The 19803-nt window shown below is 72.1% G+C and carries 16 protein-coding genes and 1 tRNA gene; 7 read left to right on the forward strand and 10 right to left on the reverse strand.

The window, feature by feature from the left end:
- Positions 1 to 98 precede the first annotated feature (98 nt).
- Positions 99 to 1301, forward strand: a complete 1203-nt coding sequence (locus tag ACFOVU_RS27310; RefSeq protein WP_378538155.1) for an amino acid deaminase/aldolase — start codon at positions 99 to 101, stop codon at positions 1299 to 1301.
- Positions 1302 to 1387: 86 nt separating this feature from the next.
- Here the strand turns inward: ACFOVU_RS27310 and ACFOVU_RS27315 are convergent, their stop codons facing one another.
- The gene (locus ACFOVU_RS27315) at positions 1388 to 1795 is read right to left on the reverse strand and encodes a DUF3618 domain-containing protein (protein WP_378538156.1); all 408 of its coding nucleotides are present in this window, start codon (positions 1793 to 1795) and stop codon (positions 1388 to 1390) included.
- Positions 1796 to 1812: 17 nt separating this feature from the next.
- Positions 1813 to 2895 (reverse strand): CDP-alcohol phosphatidyltransferase family protein, encoded by a 1083-nt coding sequence (locus ACFOVU_RS27320; RefSeq protein ID WP_378538158.1) that lies wholly within the window; start codon positions 2893 to 2895, stop codon positions 1813 to 1815.
- Positions 2896 to 3202: 307 nt separating this feature from the next.
- On the opposite strand from ACFOVU_RS27320, the gene bcp reads away from it, so the two are divergent.
- Both bcp and ACFOVU_RS27330 read left to right on the forward strand, forming a co-directional pair.
- Entirely contained in the window at positions 3203 to 3688 is a 486-nt protein-coding gene (gene bcp / locus ACFOVU_RS27325; protein WP_378538159.1) for a thioredoxin-dependent thiol peroxidase, read from the forward strand.
- Positions 3689 to 3915: 227 nt separating this feature from the next.
- Positions 3916 to 3988 (forward strand) — tRNA-Leu (locus ACFOVU_RS27330).
- Between the two features lie 90 nt (positions 3989 to 4078).
- Here ACFOVU_RS27330 and ACFOVU_RS27335 read toward each other — a convergent pair.
- The 8 genes from ACFOVU_RS27335 to ACFOVU_RS27370 form a co-directional block, all read right to left on the reverse strand.
- The gene (locus ACFOVU_RS27335; RefSeq protein ID WP_378538161.1) at positions 4079 to 5377 is read right to left on the reverse strand and encodes a serine/threonine-protein kinase; all 1299 of its coding nucleotides are present in this window, start codon (positions 5375 to 5377) and stop codon (positions 4079 to 4081) included.
- A gap of 236 nt (positions 5378 to 5613) precedes the next feature.
- On the reverse strand, positions 5614 to 6960 hold the full coding sequence (locus ACFOVU_RS27340; RefSeq protein ID WP_378538162.1) for a M16 family metallopeptidase: 1347 nt from the start codon (positions 6958 to 6960) through the stop codon (positions 5614 to 5616).
- 58 nt (positions 6961 to 7018) lie between these two features.
- The gene (locus ACFOVU_RS27345; RefSeq protein WP_378538164.1) at positions 7019 to 8383 is read right to left on the reverse strand and encodes a M16 family metallopeptidase; all 1365 of its coding nucleotides are present in this window, start codon (positions 8381 to 8383) and stop codon (positions 7019 to 7021) included.
- A 324-nt stretch (positions 8384 to 8707) separates the two neighbouring features.
- Positions 8708 to 9328 (reverse strand): class I SAM-dependent methyltransferase, encoded by a 621-nt coding sequence (locus ACFOVU_RS27350; protein ID WP_378538240.1) that lies wholly within the window; start codon positions 9326 to 9328, stop codon positions 8708 to 8710.
- Positions 9329 to 9420: 92 nt separating this feature from the next.
- A complete protein-coding gene (locus tag ACFOVU_RS27355; protein WP_378538165.1) occupies positions 9421 to 10767 on the reverse strand; it encodes an SUKH-4 family immunity protein in 1347 nt (448 codons plus the stop codon).
- A gap of 34 nt (positions 10768 to 10801) precedes the next feature.
- Positions 10802 to 11983 (reverse strand): pyridoxal phosphate-dependent aminotransferase, encoded by a 1182-nt coding sequence (locus tag ACFOVU_RS27360; RefSeq protein ID WP_378538167.1) that lies wholly within the window; start codon positions 11981 to 11983, stop codon positions 10802 to 10804.
- Between the two features lie 81 nt (positions 11984 to 12064).
- Positions 12065 to 12466, reverse strand: a complete 402-nt coding sequence (locus tag ACFOVU_RS27365; RefSeq protein WP_378538168.1) for a BlaI/MecI/CopY family transcriptional regulator — start codon at positions 12464 to 12466, stop codon at positions 12065 to 12067.
- A gap of 193 nt (positions 12467 to 12659) precedes the next feature.
- Positions 12660 to 13565: an SDR family NAD(P)-dependent oxidoreductase gene (locus ACFOVU_RS27370; RefSeq protein ID WP_378538170.1), complete on the reverse strand. Its 906-nt coding sequence runs from the start codon at positions 13563 to 13565 to the stop codon at positions 12660 to 12662.
- Positions 13566 to 13803: 238 nt separating this feature from the next.
- Between ACFOVU_RS27370 and ACFOVU_RS27375 the strand changes: the two genes are divergently transcribed.
- From ACFOVU_RS27375 to ACFOVU_RS27390, 4 genes are all read left to right on the forward strand, one after another.
- Positions 13804 to 14292, forward strand: a complete 489-nt coding sequence (locus tag ACFOVU_RS27375) for a pyridoxamine 5'-phosphate oxidase family protein (RefSeq protein ID WP_378538172.1) — start codon at positions 13804 to 13806, stop codon at positions 14290 to 14292.
- Between the two features lie 521 nt (positions 14293 to 14813).
- Complete coding sequence (locus ACFOVU_RS27380) at positions 14814 to 18497, forward strand: multifunctional oxoglutarate decarboxylase/oxoglutarate dehydrogenase thiamine pyrophosphate-binding subunit/dihydrolipoyllysine-residue succinyltransferase subunit (RefSeq protein ID WP_378538173.1); 3684 nt, start codon at positions 14814 to 14816, stop codon at positions 18495 to 18497.
- A gap of 22 nt (positions 18498 to 18519) precedes the next feature.
- Positions 18520 to 18699, forward strand: a complete 180-nt coding sequence (locus tag ACFOVU_RS27385; protein ID WP_378538174.1) for a DUF6104 family protein — start codon at positions 18520 to 18522, stop codon at positions 18697 to 18699.
- Between the two features lie 162 nt (positions 18700 to 18861).
- Positions 18862 to 19533, forward strand: coding sequence for a DUF6879 family protein (locus ACFOVU_RS27390; RefSeq protein ID WP_378538175.1), 672 nt, complete (start codon positions 18862 to 18864; stop codon positions 19531 to 19533).
- The last annotated feature ends 270 nt before the right edge of the window (positions 19534 to 19803 follow it).

Genomic DNA, 19803 nt, shown 5'->3' on the forward strand with positions numbered 1-19803 from the left:
CATCCCAGGGTATCGGGCGCCCGCCCCGCCCGTGCCCGGCCGCCGAGAAGGAAGGACGAACATGAATCAATTTCACGAAATATGCCATGATTCGCCCCATGACAAGCGCACGCGAACGCTACGACCGGGCGACCCGGAACATCGAACCCCCCTTCGCGATCATCGACATGGCCGCCTTCCGCGCGAACGCGGCCGACCTCGTCCGACGCGCGGGCGGCATGCCCATCCGCGTCGCCAGCAAGTCCGTCCGCAGCCGCCACCTCCTCAAAGAGGTGCTGGCCCTGCCCGGCTACGCCGGCATCATGGCCTTCACCCTCCCCGAAGCCATCTGGCTGGCCGAGAGCGGCCCCCTCAGCGACGACATCCTCGTCGGCTACCCCACCGCCGACCGCGCCGCCATCGCCCGGCTGGGCGCCGACCCCGAGCTCGCACGGCGCATCACCCTGATGGTCGACGACCCCGCCCACTTCGACCTCATCGGCGCCGCCGCCCCCGACCCCGCGCTCCCCATCAAGGTCTGCATCGACATCGACACCAGCTGGCAGCCCTTCGGCCCGCGCCTGCGGGTCGGCGCGCACCGCTCTCCCCTGCGCACCCCCGCCCAGGCCGCCGCGCTGGCCCGCGCGATCGTGCGCCGCCCGGACCTGCGGCTCGACGGCATCATGGCCTACGAGGCCCACATCGCCGGGGTCGGCGACGCCCCTCCCGGCCGCCCGCTGTACGGCCGCACCCTGCGGTGGGTCCAGAGCCGGTCCCGCACCGAACTGGCGCGCCGCCGCGCGGCCATCGTCCGCGCCGTCCGCGACGTCGCCGACCTGCGGTTCGTCAACGGCGGGGGGACCGGCAGCCTGCACACCACCAGCCGAGAGCGCGCCGTCACCGAGGTCGCCGCCGGGTCCGGCCTCTACCAGCCTCGGCTGTTCGACCACTACAGCGGCTTCAGCGGCAGCCCCGCTGCGCTGTTCGCACTCCCGGTGGTGCGCCGGCCCGCCGCCCGCGCGGCGACCGTGCTGGGCGGCGGCTACCTCGCATCGGGGGCGCCCGACGCGGGCCGGCTCCCGCAGCCCTACCTGCCCCGCGGGCTGTCCTACAGCCCCACCGAAGGCGCGGGCGAGGTGCAGACCCCACTGCTGGGCGCCCCGGCGGGCGGACTGGCCATCGGCGACCGCGTGTGGCTGCGCCACGCGAAGGCGGGCGAGCTGTGCGAGCGCTTCGCCGAACTCCACCTGGTCGAGGGCGACGCCCCGGAGGACATCACGACGGTGCCGACCTACCGCGGCGAGGGGCGGACCTTCCTGTGAACCGCGGCGCCGGCCCCGGACACGCCTGAGGGGGAGGGGCGTGCGCCCCTCCCCCTCAGGCCGCACCGGTGGCCCGGTGCCGGGTCTCAGCCGTGCGCCTTGGCCCGCCGCCTGACCAGCGCGATCACGCCGACCGTGACGACGAGCCCGATACCCGCGCCCAGGATCACCGCCTCGGGCGACACCCGCGTGCGCGCCCGGTAGGTGGAGACCACTTCATCGTCGCCCTTGAGCCGGACGCTGCCCTCGGGGGGCTCGACGACGTGGCTCTCCTCGCGCACCGCGCCGCCGCTGGTCACCAGCGACCAGGCCTCGTCGGCGAGGAAGCCGCCGACATCGCGCACACGGTCGAAGCCGCGCCGCGCCGCGTTGCGCGGGTTGGTGCGGTCGGCGATCTCGTCGACCGCCCGCGCCAGGGCGCGCTGCGCACGTTCGATCTCGGCCTGGACCGTGGCCGGATCCCGGCGCGTCCCCGCGGGGTCGCGTCCTTCCATACCGCCGCTTCCTTCCGCTAGCGCAGGTTCGCCTGAGAAGACGGAGACGGATCCGCGGCCGGGGCCTGCGGGGCCGCCGCGTCATCAGACGAGCGCGTGAAACTCAACGCGCTTTCGATTCCGTCCACGACACGGAAGAAGTCCCGCGTGGACAACCACAGTTTATAGACGATCGCGATCTCGAACGCGAGCAGCAAAACACCCACAACGACGGTAATCCACACGATCGACGCGGATGCCGCGACCCCGGCGAGCGGCGCCAGGACGAACACCGCCATCTGGAACTCGATCCCGCTGACAAGGTGGGTGCGCACGCGCCGCGCCCGCAGGTAGTCCCAGATCCGCTCGTACCAGGGGAAGCGGGTGCGGAACTCCTGGTGCAGGTCCACCTTGGGCAGCCGCACATCGGGCTGCTTGCCGGCGTCGCGGTCGTAGCGGCTCTCCTTCTCGGTCTGCGTGCGCAGGATCTGCTCCAGGACGGAGATCCCGTGCCGCAGCACCGCCTGCTCGCCGGTGTCGCTCAGGGGGCGGTCGCCGCCCTGCTCCGGCTCGTCGGGCTCCAGCACCGAAAGGGTGGCCCGTGCGCGCTCCAGCACACCGGCGATGTGCGAGCGCATCTCGCGGCGCATCTTGTAGACCTGGAGCGCGTTGAGGTAGCGCAGCATGTCGACGAAGACGACCGCCAGCGCCAGCCAGGCGAACCCGGCCCACCCGGTCAGCACGTACTGGCCGCCCATCAGGGCGACCGCGCAGACCAGCACCCGGAACCGGTCGAACACGTAGTCCATCCACGAGCCGAACAGGGACTCGCGGTCGGTCAGCCGCGCCAGCTTGCCGTCCATGCAGTCGAACAGGAAGCACAGGTAGTACAGCACCGCGCCGGCGATCAGGAACGGCCACCAGGCCACGGCGAAGCACGCCGCGGCGCCCAGGCCGAGGAACAGGGCCGTCACGGTCAGCTGGTTGGGGGTGATCGCGGTGCGGTTGGCGATCACCCGGACCAGCCGGAAGGCGACGGGATCGACCATCCCGACCGTCCACCAGGAGTCGCGCGCCTTGGACGTGCGCTCCCGGACGTCGTCCAGAGTGAAACCAGCCATCGTCGATGAACTCCCACGCGAAGCGGATGTGCCTCGGTCCTGCGCGGTCGGCGCGGAGTGCCGACGACCGGGGGTGTGTGACGCACGAGTCTACGCACCGGCCGGGATCCGGCGAATACGGCGCCGACCTGGTGAGTCCGCTCAACAATAGGGGATCGGCCGCCTGCTGGGGCGCGGACTCGGACAACAGGGCAGGTGAGCGACCTGGACGGGCGCCCCTCGGGGGCGCGGGCCGGAACCGCCGAATAGGCTGATGGGACGACCCCTGCGGGGCCGGCGGCCCGGCCCCGCCCAGGTAAGGAGATCCGTGAGCGAGACCACCGTCCGCCTCCAGCCCGGCGACACCGCGCCCGACTTCACCCTCACCGACGCCGACGGCGCACCCGTCACCCTCGGCCACGTCCTCAAGTCCGAGGGCCGGCGCGTGGTGCTGTACTTCTACCCCGCGGCGATGACCCCCGGCTGCACGACCCAGGCCTGCGATTTCCGCGACAACCTGCGCGAATTCGAGAACGCCGGCTTCACCGTGCTGGGCATCTCTCCCGACACCACCGCCAAGCTGGCGGCGTTCCGCGACAAGGAGGGCCTCACGTTCCCGCTGCTGGGCGACCCCGGCAAGGACGTGCTGCGCTCCTACGGCGCCTTCGGCGAGAAGAAGAACTACGGCAGGATCGTCCAGGGCGTCATCCGCTCCACCTTCATCATCGCCGCCGACGGCACGGTGGAGAAGGCCTTCTACAACGTGAAGGCCACAGGGCACGTGGAACGGATCAAGCGCGAACTCGGCCTGTGACCACACCGTGAAGGCCACCGGGCACGTGGAACGGATCAAGCGCGAGCTAGGCCTGTGACCACACCGTGAAGAACCGGGACCGCGCCTCGGTCCCGGGCCACCCGGGCCGGTGCGGCGCGGCGCGCACCCGAACTTGCAGTGTTCGCGTTCGAGCTGCCATTCTCGGACACAGACGACGGAGACAAGGCCGCACCCCGCATCCGTGCAGGGGTGTGGCGCGTCGTTCCGGGGCCGTAGTCCAACGGTAGAGACGGCTGTTTTAGGGGCAGTGCAGTGCGGGTTCGAATCCCGCCGGCCCTACGGCGAAGGCGCGGGACGGTGTCCCGCGCCTTTCGAGTTTTCCCGTTCCATCCCCCGCGCCGCGGGCTCCGGCCCCTCGATCCCGGACTCTCAGCCCCGGAAGACCAGCGCCCACAGCACCACCGACAGCAGGACGACCACACCGAGCACGACCGCGGCGATCACCGGCAGCGGGCTGCGCACCCGGTGCTTGCCCGAGCTGGTCAGCCCCAGGGTGTCGGTGGACTCCCGGATCGAGGTGAGCAGGTGGCTCACGGAGTCGGGACGGTGCCGCTGAAGCTTCTCCTGGAGCGACGACATCGACTCCGACACCGATTCGTGAAGGTCGGAGACCGATTCCTGGAGCGAGTGCCGCAGGACGTGCGCCCCTTGCCGGAAGTGCTGGCGCGCGGAGTCGATCCCGGCGTCCTCCTCGGCCGGTTCCGGGATCACCGATTGGGAGTCCGTGGCCGCGGCGCTCTTGGCCGCGGTTTCGGGGCTGGTCTCGGGCGCCCACGGCGCCAGAGCGGCGATGCGCAGCATCTTGGTGGCGTTCTCCGCGGTCAGCCGGTCCTCGGGCTTGACGTGCAGCAGCCCCGCGAGGACCGGTGCCAGCGGCCCGGCGTTCTCGGCCACGGGCGGCTCCTCCAGGTCGACGCCCTTGAGGATGCGGATGTAGCCCTTGCGGTCGTAGGGCGGGTGGCCCTCGACCGCCGCGTAGAGCGTGGCGCCGAGCGCCCACAGGTCGGACTCCGGACCCACCGGGCCGGCCTTCGCGCGCTCCGGCGGGATGTAGGACGGCGAGCCGATGATGCGGCCCGACGTGGTCAGCGCGGATTCACCGGTCCAGGCGGCGAGCCCGAAGTCGGTGAGGACCACCCGGCCGCCCTCGCTGATCATGACGTTGTCGGGCTTCACATCGCGGTGCACGATGCCCTCGTCGTGCGCGGCCTTGAGGGCGTCGATCAGCTGGAGGCCGATCTCGGCGACGCGCTGGTAGGGCAGCTGCCCGGCGACCTGCGTGATCTCGGCGAGCGTCCGCGCGACGACGAGCTCCATGACGATCCAGGGCCGGCCGTCCTCGTCGACGACGTCGAGCACGGTCACGACGCCCGGGTGGGTGAGCCGCGCCGCGACCCGCGCCTCGCGCGTGGTGCGCTGGAGCAGCGACTCGCGTTCGGCGCGGCTGAGGTCGGTGGGCAGCCGCAGCTCCTTGACCGCGACCTCGCGGTCGAGGACGAGGTCGGTGGCGCGCCAGACGGTGCCGACACCGCCGCGCGCGATCTCATCGAGGAGCTGGTAGCGGCCCTTCAGGACACGGTCGGCGGGGCCCGCCTCGAGAGTCGCCGGGCGAGCGGGGTCGAGCGGCGGCCCCTGCCGCTCGGTTTCGGGGTTCTCTGTGGAGGACATGGCTAGTCAGCGAGTCTGATCACGGGCCATGCCGGCCTCCTGGGGGTGCTTACGGTCGCGTTCGCGTCGAATGCTGTACGGACCCTCGTTATATCAGCCAAGAACGACATCCGAGCTGGTAGTTGAAAGATCACCGGTACATGGGTTCGGTTTTGTTATGTCCGCGCCGACCCCCTTCATGCGGTGATCTGGCTCCCATTGCGTCATTTTGCCGCCGCGGACGCGGCCGAAACCGGTCAGGCCCACAGCGTTTCCGGATCGTGCACGACCACCGGGCCGTGCCCGACCTCGCGCAGCTCCCCCTCGATCTGGGCGGCGTCGCCCGCGATGATGACCACGGATTCGCGCGGGTGCAGGTAGTCGCGGGCGGCCTGGGTGAGGTCGTCGGCGGTGACGCGCTCGAACCCGGCGCGCAGCTGGTCGACGTGGTCCTCGGGCAGGTCGTGCACGACCCCCTCGACCAGCGCGGACGCCAGGCTGCGCGCGGTGGAGTAGGTCACGGGCAGGCCGACCGTGTTGGACTCGCGGACCGCCGACAGCTCGGCCTCGGTGACGCCGTCGGCCTGGAGCTTCTCGATCTCGGCGAGGGTGGCGGTGATGGAGTGCGCGGTGGTGGGCGCCTCGACCTGGGTGCTGACCAGGAACACCCCGCTGTCGCGGCGGAGGTCGAACCGGCAGCCCACGCCGTAGGTGTAGCCCAGGCGCTCCCGCAGCTCGTTGTTGAGCCGCGACGTGAACATGCCGCCGAGGACGTCGCTCATGCCGTCGGCCCGGGGCAGGTCGATCTCGGAACGGGAGGGCGCGCGGTGCGCCAGGATCAGCGCCGACTGCACCGACCCCGGCCGGTCCAGCACGACGATGCGGGGCAGCTCGCCCGGCGCGGATTCGGGCGCCGAGGGGGTGGGGGCGGGGACGTCCGACGCGTCGCCGAAGACGGTCGCGCCCAGCTCGGCGAGGTCGACCCCCGACAGGTCGCCGACCACCACGAGGGTCCCGGCGACCCCGGCGACGGCGTGGGAGTGGAAGTCCGCCACGATCTCGGGCGTGACGTTCTGAAGCTGAACCGGGCCCCCGTTGAGCGGGGTGGCGTAGCGCCCCGTGAAGAGCTGGCCGCCGATGGCGCGGGTGGCCAGGGTGGAGGCCATGGACGCCTCCAGCCAGAAGCGCTCCAGCAGCTGGTCGCGGCGGCGCACGACGTCATCGGGGAGCAGCGCGGGGGTGCGCACGGCCTCGGCGAACAGCTTGGTGGCGTCGGCGATCCGGCTGATCGGCGCGTCGACACCGGTGACGAAGCTGTCCCAGGTGACGCGGGCGACCCACTCGGCGCCGTGGCGCTCCAGGGCCGGGGCGAGGGAGCTGTCGCCGGCGACGCCGTCCTCCAGCGCCTCGCCGGTCAGGGTGGCCACGCCCATGCGGTCGAGCGGCTCGGTGATGCCGCCCGAGGGCTGGACCAGCCGGACGGCGGCGAACTGCTGGCCGGGGACGTCGATGGCGACAACGGTGCCGCCGCCTACCCGCAGGCGCTGCGGCTTGGGGAACGTGTAGGGCTTCGGGGCGCCGGGTACGGGGCGGGTCTGGAGCATGCGGAAACGACTCTCTGTTCGGCGTGGGTTCGCGGGCCGGCCGGGACGGGCCGCGGGGTCAGGCGGAGGCGGCGGGCGCGGCGGACTGCTCCCCGGCGGCGGCCCCGGCGGTCTCGGGGGCCTCCTCGGGTGCCTCAGGGACCTCGGGGTCGAAGCGGACGCTCAGCATGTTCTCGGGGGTCAGGAGCCGCTTGGCGCCGGCCACGATGTCGTCGGTGGTGATGTCGGCCCAGCGCTGCGGCCACGTGTAGGCGAGGGTGGGGTCGCCGAAGAGCTGCGTGCAGCTGCCGATGGTGTCGGCCAGGCCGCTGGGGTGGGCGATCGACTGGAGGTGGTCGCGCTCCAGGACGGCGCGGGCGCGCTCCAGTTCCTCCTCGGTGACGCCGTCGGCCAGGGCGGCGGTCTCCTCGATCATCGCCGCTTCGAGTTCGGCGCCGCTGACCCCCTCGCGGGCGATCATGTTGACCAGCATCAGGCTCGGCGTGTAGCGGAACCCGATGATGTCGGCCGACTGTCCGCCGTCGTCGGCGGCCAGGCCGCGCTCGATCACCAGGCGGCGGTAGAGGCGGCTGCCCTGGCCCTGGCCGAGGATGGCCGACGCGAGGTGCAGGACGTCGAAGTCGCGCTCGCCGTAGGCGGGCACCCGGTAGCCCAGGAAGACGCCCGCGGCCGGGACGTTGTCGACGACGCGGTCGCTGACGGGCCCGCCGATGGGGCCTTCGAGGGTGGCGTCGGGGGCCTCGGCCACGGTGGTCCGGGCGGGGATGGCGCCGAAGTAGTGCTGCACGCGCCGGTGGACGTCCTCGGGGTCGAGGCTGCTGACCACCGTGAGCACGGCGTTGTCGGGCCCGTAGTGGCTCTCGTGGAAGGACAGCACGTAGTCGAGGTCGGCGGCGTCCAGATCCTCCATCGACCCGATGGTGGGGTGGTGGTAGGGGTGGCCCGCGGGGTAGCCCAGCCGGAGCATGCGCTCCAGGGCGGTGCCGTAGGGGACGTTGTCGTAACGCTGGCGGCGCTCGTTCTTGACGACGTCGCGCTGGTTGTCCAGGACCTCCTGGGTCATGCCCTCGCGCAGGGTGGCGAGGCGGTCGGCCTCGAGCCACAGGGCGAGGTCGAGGCCGTGCTCGGGCACGGTCTCGTAGTAGTTGGTGCGGTCGGTGGAGGTGGAGGCGTTGATGTCGCCGCCCAGGCGCTCGACGGCGTCGAAGTGCTCGCCCTTCTTCACCCCGCCGCTGCCCTGGAACATCAGGTGCTCGAAGAGGTGGGCGAACCCCGTGCGCCCGGGGACCTCGTGCCGGGACCCGACGCCGTACCACAGGTTGACAGCGGCCACCTGGCCGGTGGCCGCGGGGGCGGTCACCAGGCGGAGGCCGTTGTCGAGTGTGAATTGAGCGACCCGTCCAGCCGCACCGTTGGTCGTCACCGGTTCACGCACCCCTTGTTCACGCCTCGTCCGCTTGTCGTCCTCGCGCCCCGAGCCTATGTCCTCAACACGGCTGGCGCGTACTGAACCACAAGTCACGCTCCCCTTCTCTCTCGGCTCCACCGGCCCCGCGGGAGGGCCTGCGGCCAAGGGCAGCGCCGCCTCCGCTCGCTCGTCGGCTCGCCGTTCCAAACCACAAGGGATCTCCAAGGGATCCACAAGGGAAATACCGCGCCGCGGGCACGGGCGCCAGGCCCCTCGCCGGGACGGGAAGCGGGCCGCCTGGTGGCCGGGCCGGACCCGCGCGCACAAGCGCGGCGCGGATCAGGGCTCGCGGCGCAGGACGCGCAGCGAGTCGACCGCACGGACCTCGGTGAACCGGCCCGAACCGAGGGCCCGGCGGTAGATGTCGTAGGGCGGGCGGCCGCCGTCGGCGGGGTCGGGGAACACGTCGTGGATGGCCAGTACCCCGCCGGGAACGACGTGCGGGCTCCACGACGCGTAGTCGGCCTGGGCGGCCTCATCGGTGTGGCCGCCGTCGATGAACACCATGCCCAGTGGGGTGTTCCACAGCGAGGCGACGTCGGCGGAGCGGCCGACGACGGCGACGACCTCGCGCTCCAGGCCGGCCCGGGCCATGGTGTGCCGGAACTCCCGCAGCGTGTCGATCTCGCCGGTCTCGGGGTCGACCACGGACGGGTCGTGGTACTCCCAGCCCTCCTGGTGCTCCTCCGAGCCGTGGTGGTGGTCGACCGTCACCACGGTCCCGCCCGCTGCGCGGGCCGCCGCGCCCAGGAAGACCGTGGACTTGCCGCAGTAGGTCCCGATCTCCAGGACCGGGCCGAGGCGGGCGTGGGCGAGCGCGGTCTCGTACAGCGCCAGCCCCTCGTGGGTGGGCATGAAGCCCTTGGCGGCTTCGGCCACGCGCAGCAGGGGCTCGGGCATCACGGCGGTCACGGGGCGGTTCTCCTCGGGGACCTCGGGGGATGGGGGTGGCGGCGGGGGTCCGGCGGGCAAGGGCGGCGGGCCCTGGGACGTCAGAGCAGCCCGTCCCACATCTGCTCGACGACGACCGACCACCAGTTCTCGGGGTCGCCGAGGGCCGAGGGGTCGATCGCGGCGACGGCGTCCTGGAATTCGGCGACGATCGCCCCGGCCGCGTGCGGGTCCGCCCCGCGCAGGCGCGGCAGGACGCCGGTGACCACCGCCAGGCAGGCCCCGAATGCGGCGGCCGAGTGGTTGATGTAGCGCCCGATGCCGGAGGTGATGTCGACCGACCAGATGCAGCCCGCCCCGACCCCGTTCTCGCCGCCGACGCACTGGACAGTGACGGCCGTTCCGCCGTCGCTGCCGATGCGCACGTGCCCGGCGAGGACCGCCAGGGCCGCCTCGTCGGCCCGGGTACCGCGCGCCCGCATGTGGGTGGCGGCGTCGGTCAGCAGCCCGCCGGCCGGGGCGCCGGAGGGGGTGTCGGCGGCGAAGAAGTACGGGACGACCCCGGGCAGCCCGGCGGTCGCCAGGGTGGCGCGCGTGGCCTCGGGGAGCCGGGTCCGGGCCAGCAGGGCGGGATCGTAGCGCCGGACGTCGGAGAAGGCCTCGCCGAGGAGGCCCGCCAGCCGCGCATCGGGCAGCGGCGCCGGCGGTTGAGCAGGGAACGCGACCGGCGCCGGGGCCGCCGCGGGCCGGGGCGCACCGCCGGACAGCAGGCGCATCGCATCGGCCTGCTCGACCAGCGCCGCCATGCCCTTGGCACGCCGGGCGCGGTCGGCGCCGTAGCGGTGCGAGTACGAGAGCTGCGCCGCGGGGAAGGTCTCGCGCAGGAACTTGGCCCGGTAGGCGCCGGGCAGGTCGGCGGCCTCCAGGTCGGAGTGGACGCCCACGACGTCCTCGGGGCGGACCCCCTTGCCGCGCAGGCCGGCCCAGATCTGGAATTCCGGGGGCGGGGTCCCCGGGCCGGAGAGGCCGTTGGCGTAGGTCTCCTCGCCGGAGGCGTCGCGGTAGGAGAAGACCACCATGTTGCCGGGGCCGACAGTGGGCGGAGCCGCAGGAGCGGGGGCAGGGGGTGCAGGGGGCGCCGGAGGCGCGGCGGCCCATTGCGCGCCGGAGCGGTGCTCGCGGTACATCTGCGCGACCTGGTCCACGGCGACCATGGGCCAGGTGCTCAGCTCACCGCTCCACCGGTCGATGACGCCGCGGGACCCGCCGACCTCGGCCGGGGGCCGCCGCTCCCCGGCGAGCAGGTCGTTCTCGGGAAGGGGGCTGGTGGCCCAGACGACCCAGCCGAGGTCGAACTCCTGCATCTGAACGGCGCGGCGCCGCTCGGGCGGAGCCGTCCCGTTGAGCCAGGCGTCGGCCGCCGCTGCCGCCTGCTCGCGCGTGATCACCGTGCTCGTCTCCTTCGTCCGGGGCGGTCCCCACTCACGTGGAGAACGCCCTCGTCAGCCTGTCTATGGCCGTGTCCAGGACCTCGTCGCGCTTGCAGAACGCGAAGCGCACGAGGTGCCGGCCCTCGGCGGTGGTGTCGTAGAGGACCTGCGCGGGGACCGCGGCGACGCCGGCGGTGCGGGGCAGGGCACGGGCGAAGTCGATGCCGTCGGTGAACCCGAGCGGGCGGATGTCGGTCATGACGAAGTAGGTCCCCTGCGGGCGCAGGACCTCGAACCCGGCGGCGCGCAGCCCCTGGGAGAGCCGGTCGCGGCGGGCGGCGAGGCTGTCGCGCTGGGCGCGGATCCACGCGTGCTCATCGCGGACGGCGTCGGCGATCGCCAGCTGGAGGGCCCCGTTGGCGGTGAAGGTGAGGAACTGGTTGACGGTCTGCACCGCGCGCACGAGCGGGGCGGGCCCCATGACCCAGCCGGTCTTCCACGCCGTCACCGAGAACGTCTTGCCGACCGAGGACACCCCGAGCGTGCGCTCGCGCATCCCCGGCAGGGTCGCCAGCGGGATGTGGGCGACGCCGTCGAAGGTGAGGTGCTCGTAGACCTCGTCGGTCACCGCGATGAGGTCGTGGTCGCGGCAGAGCCCGGCGATGACCTCCAGCTCCTCCGCTGTGAACACGGTGCCCGTGGGGTTGTGCGGGCTGTTGACGAGGATCATCCGCGTGCGGGGGCCGATCGCGGCCCGCAGCTCATCGGGGTCGAAGGCGAACCGGCCGCCGTCGGCGGCGGGGCCGGGGCGCAGCGGGACGGGGCGGCGCACCCCGCCGGCCAGGGCGATGACGGCGGCGTAGGAGTCGTACATCGGCTCGAACAGCACGACCTCGTCGCCGGGCTCGATCAGGCCGAGCACCGCCGCGGCGATCCCCGCGGTCGCGCCGACGGTGATGTAGACCTCGCTGCCGGGGTCGTACTCCAGGCCGTAGCGGAGCCGCCGGTCCTCGGCGACGGCGGCGCGCAGCTCGGGGCGGCCGGGGCCGGGCGGGTACTGGTTCACGCCGTCGCGGATGCGGCGCGCGGCGCCGTCGAGGAGCGACCGGGGGCCGTCGGTGTCGGGGAACCCCTGACCGAGGTTGACGGCGTCGTGCTCCACTGCGAGGCGGCTCATCTCGGCGAAGATGGTCTCGCCGAAGGGGCGCATGCGAGCGACAAGCGGTTCGTCCACAACGGGCAGCATAGACGCCGGGGCCGACAGGCCACCATGGTGCGGGCGCGGGACGCGCGGGACGCGCGGGGTGTGCGGGTGTCAGGTGGCGTTGGCCACGGGGTCGGCGACGCGCCGGGCGGCCCGCTGCGCGCGGACCTCGCGCAGGACGTCGTTGAGGCGGGCCATCTCCTCGTCGCTGAAGCCCTCGATGAAGCGGAGCATGGTGGTGCCGCGGTCGCCGCCGCCGCTGAAGACCTCGCTCATGACCCGCGCCGTGTGCTCCTCGCGGGACTCGCGCGGCCAGTAGAGCCAGGCCCGGCCCGCTTTCTCGCGGTGCAGCAGGCCCTTGTGGAACAGGATGTTGGTGACCGTCATGACGGTCGTGTAGGCGACGTCGCGGTCGTAGGTCATGGTCGCGCGCACCTCGCGCACGACGAGGGGGCCGTCGGCGGCCCACAGAGCATCCATGATCGCGGCTTCGAGCTCTCCGAACTCCTTCACCTTCACACTTCCCCACCTCCGATCCGCCATGCTAAAAGCGAACCGGAGGGCGGCGCGGTGAAACCGGGCGGAGCGCGCAGATCCGCACCCGCGGCCGCGCACCGACCGGCGTTTCACGGCCGGATCCGGCCACCCGCGCCGTGGTTTCGCCGACCCAGGGCGACGATTCGACGGCCGAGGGCGCCCGCCACCGTCAGGTGAGCCCCTGGAAGTGGACCTCGGTCTGCTCGGCGAGGTTGCGCGGCACCACATAGGGGCGCTCGGCGTTGACGTCGGGCCAGTTGTCGCGCAGCTCCTCGGCGCCGCCGTCGCCGAGCAGCGCGCCCGGCCCCTCGGCGACGAAGACGCGGGCCACGCGGCCGCCGCCCACGGAGTACGTCTCCCCCGATGTCTCGCAGTCCTCGTGGGCCAGCCAGACCACCAGCGGGGTGACCTTCTCCGGAGAGAGCAGCTCGCGGGCGCCGGGCGGGAAGAGGTCCTCGGTCATGCGGGTGAAGGCGATGGGGGCGATGGCGTTGGCCGTGATGTCGTACTTGGAGCCCTCGATCGCCAGGGTCTTGGTGAGCCCGATGATCCCCATCTTGGCCGCGGCGTAGTTGGACTGGCCGAAGTTGCCGAAGAGGCCGGCGGGGGACGTGGTGTTGACGATGCGGCCGTACCCGTTCTCGCGCAGGTGGCCGAAGGCCGCCTGGGTGACGAGGAAGGTGCCCCGCAGGTGGACCGCCAGGACGGCGTCCCAGTCGGCGCAGGTGATGTTCTTGAACGCCTTGTCGCGCAGGATGCCCGCGTTGTTGACCACGATGTCCACGCGGCCGTACGCGTCGACGGCGGACTCGATGAGGGACCGGGCGCCCTCCTCGGTCGCGACGTCGCCGCCGTCGGCGATCGCCGTGCCGCCCTTGGCGCGGATCTCCTCGGCGACGGCCTCAGCCGCCGTTGCGCCGGTGCCGTCGTCGTGTCTGCCGTCGACGCGGGCGCCGAGGTCGTTGACGACGACCTTCGCGCCGCGCGCTGCGAGTTCGAGGGCGTGCGACCGGCCCAGTCCGTGCCCAGCTCCGCTGACGACAGCGACGCGGCCGTCGAACCGCAGTTCCGCCATTGTCTCTCCTCCAAGCCCCCGATCAGGGGGTTCCCCATGCGTCCCGCCGCCGCGGCGCGGTCGGCCGCGGGCGCGTGGACCGGCGTGTGGTTGCGTGTGAATCGGTGTTGCCGTCGCAGGCCCGGTGCCCGGCGACCGGCATGTACCCGCGAGCGGCCAGAATACGTTCCGCGGACCGGAGTTCCGGCCGAGGGCGCGACGACCCGTACCGCTGCACCCCCCAGCGAAGGAGCCCACAATGCCCGAGAACGCACCGACCGGCGCCGGGAATCGACGCGCGCAGATCCGGCTGAGCCCCGATGAGGTGGCCGGCTTCCTCGGCGGCCACCGGAAGGTTCAGGTGGCGACCATCGGCCGGCACGGCGAGCCGCACCTGTCGACGCTCTTCTACGCCATGGTGGACGGCCGGCTCGCCTTCTGGACCTACGCCGCCTCTCAGAAGGCGGTCAACCTGCGGCGCGACGACCGCATCACCTGCCTGGTCGACGACGGTGACGCCTACGACGAGCTGCGCGGGGTCGTGCTGTACGGCCGCGCCGAGCTGCGCACCGACCCTGAGAGCGTACTGCGGGTGGGCACCGCCGTCACCGCGGCGATGACCGGCGCCGCGCCGGAGTCGCTGGCGACCCCCGATATGCAGGCCGGCCTGGCCCACAGCGGCCGCAAGCGGGTGGCGGTCCTCGTCACGGTCGAACGGACCGCGAGCTGGGACCACGGCAAGCTCTGAGAACTCCGACCCCCGGCCGCAACGGCCGGGGGCCCGGTCGTGTGCGGCAGGGCCTGCTCCCGCGCCCGGCGGAACCCCCGTGGCCCGCCGGACGCCGGGACCAGCCGTCCTGCCCGCGCCGCGCACACCCCTTGAGACGCCGCCGGGGGCGCCCGGGTTCCGGCCGATCGGGCCTCCCGGGTGCGGTTAGCGGCGGCCGTGAGCGGGAATGGTGGGGTCAGCCCGCCGAGTGGGGACCGCGTCCCACACCCCGCCTATCGCCATGAACCCCGAGGTCACGGCCGCCTGGAAGCCCTGATGACCCGCACGTTTGTGAAGGATTGTTAGGTATCTCCCAGTCCCGTGCCGACCTCGGGTCCCCATCGCTATGCCCGGACAAGTAGCCTGTAAGTGAGATTGCTGACCGGGCGTGTGTCCTGGGTGGCCTTGTGGAGCCGCCGCGCGTTGTGCCCGCCCTGGGTAGCGGCCATCTCTGCATACACACATTCACAAGCGAGCTGCGGAAGAGGGCGATCTCCGCCGTGTCGTCTGAGGCGTCTCAACCCCTGACAGATTTCGGCCCGAACGAGTGGTTGGTCGAGGAGCTTTATCAGAAGTACCTCGAGGACCCCAACTCGGTTGACAAGGCATGGTGGAACTTTTTCGCCGACTACAAGTCCGGCGCCACCAAGGCCTCCAATGGAACGGGCAACGGTGCCCCGGCAGCGGGTAGCGCTGCCAAGAGCGGCACCAAGGCCGCACCGAAGCCGGCCGCCAAGCCGGCGGCGGCCCCGGCCAAGCCGGCAGCGGCGGCCTCCTCCGGGGCGGCCCCCGCCGCCTCCGGCGGCGACGACGCGCTGAAGGTCACCGAGGAGCGGCTGCGGGGCGCACCGGCGCGCACCGCCACCAACATGGAGTCCAGCCTCTCCCTGCCGACCGCCACGAGCGTGCGCGCGGTCCCGGTGAAGCTGCTCTTCGACAACCGCATCGTCATCAACAACCACCTGCGGCGCGGCAGAGGCGGGAAGGTCTCCTTCACCCACCTCATCGGCTACGCCATGGTGAAGGCGCTCCAGGCGATGCCGGAGATGAACCACTCCTACGTCGAGGTCGACGGCAAGCCGGGCGTCGCAAAGCCCGAGCACGTCAACTTCGGCCTGGCCATCGACCTCCAGAAGCCCGACGGCTCCCGGCAGCTCGTGGTGCCCAGCATCAAGGCCGCCGACGGCATGGACTTCAAGGAGTTCTGGACCGGCTACGAGGACATCGTCCGCAAGGCCCGCAACAACAAGCTGGGCGTGCCCGACTTCCAGGGCACCACGATCAGCCTGACCAACCCCGGCGGCATCGGAACCGTGCACTCGGTTCCGCGCCTCATGCCGGGCCAGGGCACGATCCTCGGCGTCGGGGCCATGGAGTACCCGGCCGAGTTCCAGGGCGCCTCCCCCGACACCCTGAACAAGCTGGCGATCAGCAAGGTCATGACGATCACGTCGACCTACGACCACCGGATCATCCAGGGCGCGCAGTCGGGCGAGTTCCTGCGCCGCATCCACCAGCTGCTGCTGGGCGACGACGGCTTCTACGACGAGATCTTCCGGTCGCTGCGCATCCCCTACGAGCCGGTGCGCTGGGTGCAGGACATCTCGGTCGGCAGCGGCGACGAGCTCGACAAGGCGAGCCGGGTCCAGGAGCTGATCCACGCCTACCGGGTCCGCGGCCACCTCATGGCGGCCACCGACCCGCTGGAGTACGAGCAGCGCCGCCACCCCGACCTCGACGTCCTCGAGCACGGGCTCACCCTGTGGGACCTGGAGCGCGAGTTCCCCACCGGGGGCTTCGGCGGCAAGCAGGTCATGCGGCTCCGCGACATCCTGGGCGTGCTGCGCGACACCTACTGCCGCACGGTGGGTATCGAGTACATGCACATCCAGAGCCCGGAGGAGCGGGAGTGGATCCAGGCGCACGTCGAGCGTGAGCACGAGAGCGTCGGCCGCGACGAGCAGCTGCACATCCTGCGCCGGCTCAACAACGCCGAGGCGTTCGAGACGTTCCTCCAGACCAAGTTCGTCGGCCAGAAGCGGTTCTCGCTCGAGGGCGGGGAGTCCCTGATCCCGCTGCTCGACGGCGTGATCACCCGGGCCGCCAAGGCGGAGCTCGACGAGGTCGTCATCGGCATGGCCCACCGCGGCCGGCTGAACGTGCTCGCCAACATCTGCGGCAAGTCCTACGGGCAGATCTTCGGCGAGTTCGAGGGCAACCTCGACCCGCGCAGCGCCCACGGCTCCGGCGACGTCAAGTACCACCTGGGCACCGAGGGCACGTTCGAGACCGCCGACGGCGAGAAGATCGCGATCTCGCTGGCGGCCAACCCGAGCCACCTGGAGACCGTCGACCCGGTCGCCGAGGGCATCGTCCGCGCCAAGCAGGACATCCTGAACAAGGGCCCGCACGGCTTCACCGTGCTGCCGCTGCTCATCCACGGCGACGCCGCGTTCGCCGGCCAGGGCGTGGTGGCCGAGACCCTGAACCTGTCGCAGCTGCGCGGGTACCGCACCGGCGGCACCGTGCACGTCATCGTGAACAACCAGGTCGGGTTCACCACCTCGCCGGCCGACAGCCGCTCCAGCGTGTACGCCACCGACGTCGCGCGGATGGTGCAGGCGCCGATCTTCCACGTCAACGGCGACGACCCCGAGGCGGTCGTCCGGGTGGCCCAGCTCGCCTTCGCCTACCGGCAGGCGTTCAACAAGGACGTCGTCATCGACCTCGTCTGCTACCGCCGCCGGGGCCACAACGAGGCCGAGAACCCCTCGTTCACCCAGCCGCTGATGTACGACGTCATCGACGCCAAGCGGTCCACGCGCAAGCTCTACACCGAGGCGCTGATCGGGCGGGGCGACATCACCGTCGAGGAGGCCGAGCAGGCGCTGCGCGACTACCAGCAGCAGCTGGAGCGCGCCTTCGCCGAGACCCGCGAGGCCGGCAAAAAGCCGGTCGAGCCGGGGTCGGTCATCAAGCCCGAGGTGTTCGACGAGGGCCGGATCGACCACGCCGCGGTCGACACCTCGATCACCCACGAGGTGGTCAAGCAGGTCATCGAGACCCAGGTCAACCTGCCCGAGGGCTTCACGCCGCACCCGAGGCTCCAGCCGCAGCTCCAGCGCCGGGCGCAGATGGTCGAAGAGGACGCCATCGACTGGGCCACCGGCGAGACCCTGGCCCTGGGATCGCTGCTCATCGACGAGCACCCGGTCCGGCTGGTCGGCCAGGACACCCGCCGCGGCACCTTCGGCCAGCGGCACGCCGCCCTCGTCGACCGCAACACCGGCGAGGTGCACACCCCGCTCAAGCAGTTCGACAAGGGCACGTCGCGGTTCTACGTCCACGACTCGCTGCTGAGCGAGTACGCGGCGCTGGGCTTCGAGTACGGCTACTCCGTGGTGCGGCCCGACGCCCTGGTGGCGTGGGAGGCGCAGTTCGGCGACTTCGTCAACGGCGCGCAGAGCGTCATCGACGAGTACATCAGCGCCAGCGAGCAGAAGTGGGGCCAGCGCTCCAGCGTCACCCTGCTGCTGCCGCACGGCTACGAGGGCCAGGGGCCCGACCACTCCTCGGCGCGCATCGAGCGCTTCCTCCAGCTGTGCGCCCAGGAGAACATGACCGTCGCGATGCCGACCACCCCGGCGAACTACTTCCACCTGCTGCGCTGGCAGGTGAAGTCGACCTACCGGCGGCCGCTGATCGTGTTCACGCCCAAGTCGATGCTGCGACTCAAGGCCGCGACCTCGGCCGTGGTCGACTTCACCTCGGGCTCGTCGTTCCGGCCGCTGATCCCGGACTCCTCCGGTATCGACGCCAAGAGCGTCCGCCGCGTGGTGCTGTGCTCGGGCAAGGTGTACTACGACCTCGACGCCGCACGGAAGCGCACGGGCGACTCCCACACGGCGATCATCCGCGTGGAGCGGCTGTACCCGCTGCCGATCGAGGAGATCCGCCAGCAGCTCGCCGCCTACCCCAACGCCGGCGAGGTGCTGTGGGTGCAGGAGGAGCCGGCGAACATGGGCCCATGGCCGTTCGTGGCGCTGGTCTTCTCCGAGCAGCTCGACCGCCCCTTCACCCGGGTCTCCCGCGCGGCCGGCTCGTCGCCGGCGGCGGGCTCGGGCAAGCGGCACGAGGCCGAGCAGCAGGCGCTGGTCAACACCGTGTTCCCGCCGACCGACTAGGCGCGGATCCGGTGATGTCCTGATGTACTACACCGACCGGGGGATCGAGGAGCTGGAGAACCGGCGCGGCGAGGACCAGGTGTCCGTCGCCTGGCTGGCCGACCAGCTCCGCACGTTCACCGACCTCAACCCGGAGTTCGAAACCGCCGTCGACCGGCTGGCCACCTGGCTGGCCCGGCTGGACGACGACGAAGACGACTGACCGGACCGCCGTCAACGGGCCGGCCACCTGGCCGGCCCGGCTGACGCACGGCCCCGGCCGCCGTCCCGCCCCATCAGGGGGCGCGGGCGGCGGCCGGGGCCGTTTTCGCCTCACTGGCACATTCCCCTGACAGGGCGTATCGGCGAGGGTTACCGTCACCCCATGAGCACGCAGACCCCTGGCCACCCCGACCGGACCCGCCCGGCCGACCGGGGTTTCACCGCCCTCGAACTCGCCCCCGAACGGGGCGTCCGGCTGTCCAACGAGGAGTTCGAAAGCGATCTCCTCCGGCGCCGCAGAGAGGCCCCCGCTCAGAGGTCCTGGCGGTTCGAACGGCGCCAGCACGCCAGGGAGCGCGACCATCCCAGCTGGGAGGCGTTCGAGCGGGGCCGGTGGGACGAGTCGCTCCGCCTCCTCGAACGGCACCGCCCGAGGTTACGGGCGCAGGTGCGCGGCGACGAGCACGGCTGCGCCGCTCTGCACCGCGTGCGCGTGGTGGAGGAGCCCCTCACCCCCTACCTGCAATGGGAACTGCACCGCCTGCGGATCCAGGCCGAATGCGGCCACCCGGTCCGGGTGGTGCCCGGAGCGGCCCTGAGCGCCCTCGAAACCTCGGCCCCCCTTCCCGAGGTGATCGTCATCGGCGCGCAGGCCCTCTACGAGGTCCTCCACACAGAGCGGGGCCTCGTCGACGGGGCGATCCGCTTCACCGACCCCGCCCTCGCCGGACGCTGGCAGCGCTTCATCGGCGAGCTCTTCGCCAACGGCGAGGACGTCCGCTCCTATACCGACCGCTACGTGTTCCGGCTACCACCGCCCCGGACCTCGGCATAGGAGCACCGGCCGGTCCTACACCGACCGCTATGTGTTCCGACTGTCACCGCCCCGGACCTCGGCATAGGAGCACCGGCACCGGCACCTCCCCTCTCCCGGCCGCCCCGGCGCCGGGGCACCCTCCCGCGGCGCGCCGCGAAGGCGTAGGGTTCGGTTCCTGCCCCGGGCTTTCGCCCCGCGCCACGGGCACGCCGCAGGCCATGAGGGAGGCCGGGCGTGCCGACCCACCGGCTCCGCGTACGAGGGAGGTCACGGAGCCGGCCGGGGGCC

The organism is Nocardiopsis sediminis, from assembly GCF_042650565.1.
GTDB lineage: Bacteria > Actinomycetota > Actinomycetes > Streptosporangiales > Streptosporangiaceae > Nocardiopsis_B > Nocardiopsis_B sediminis.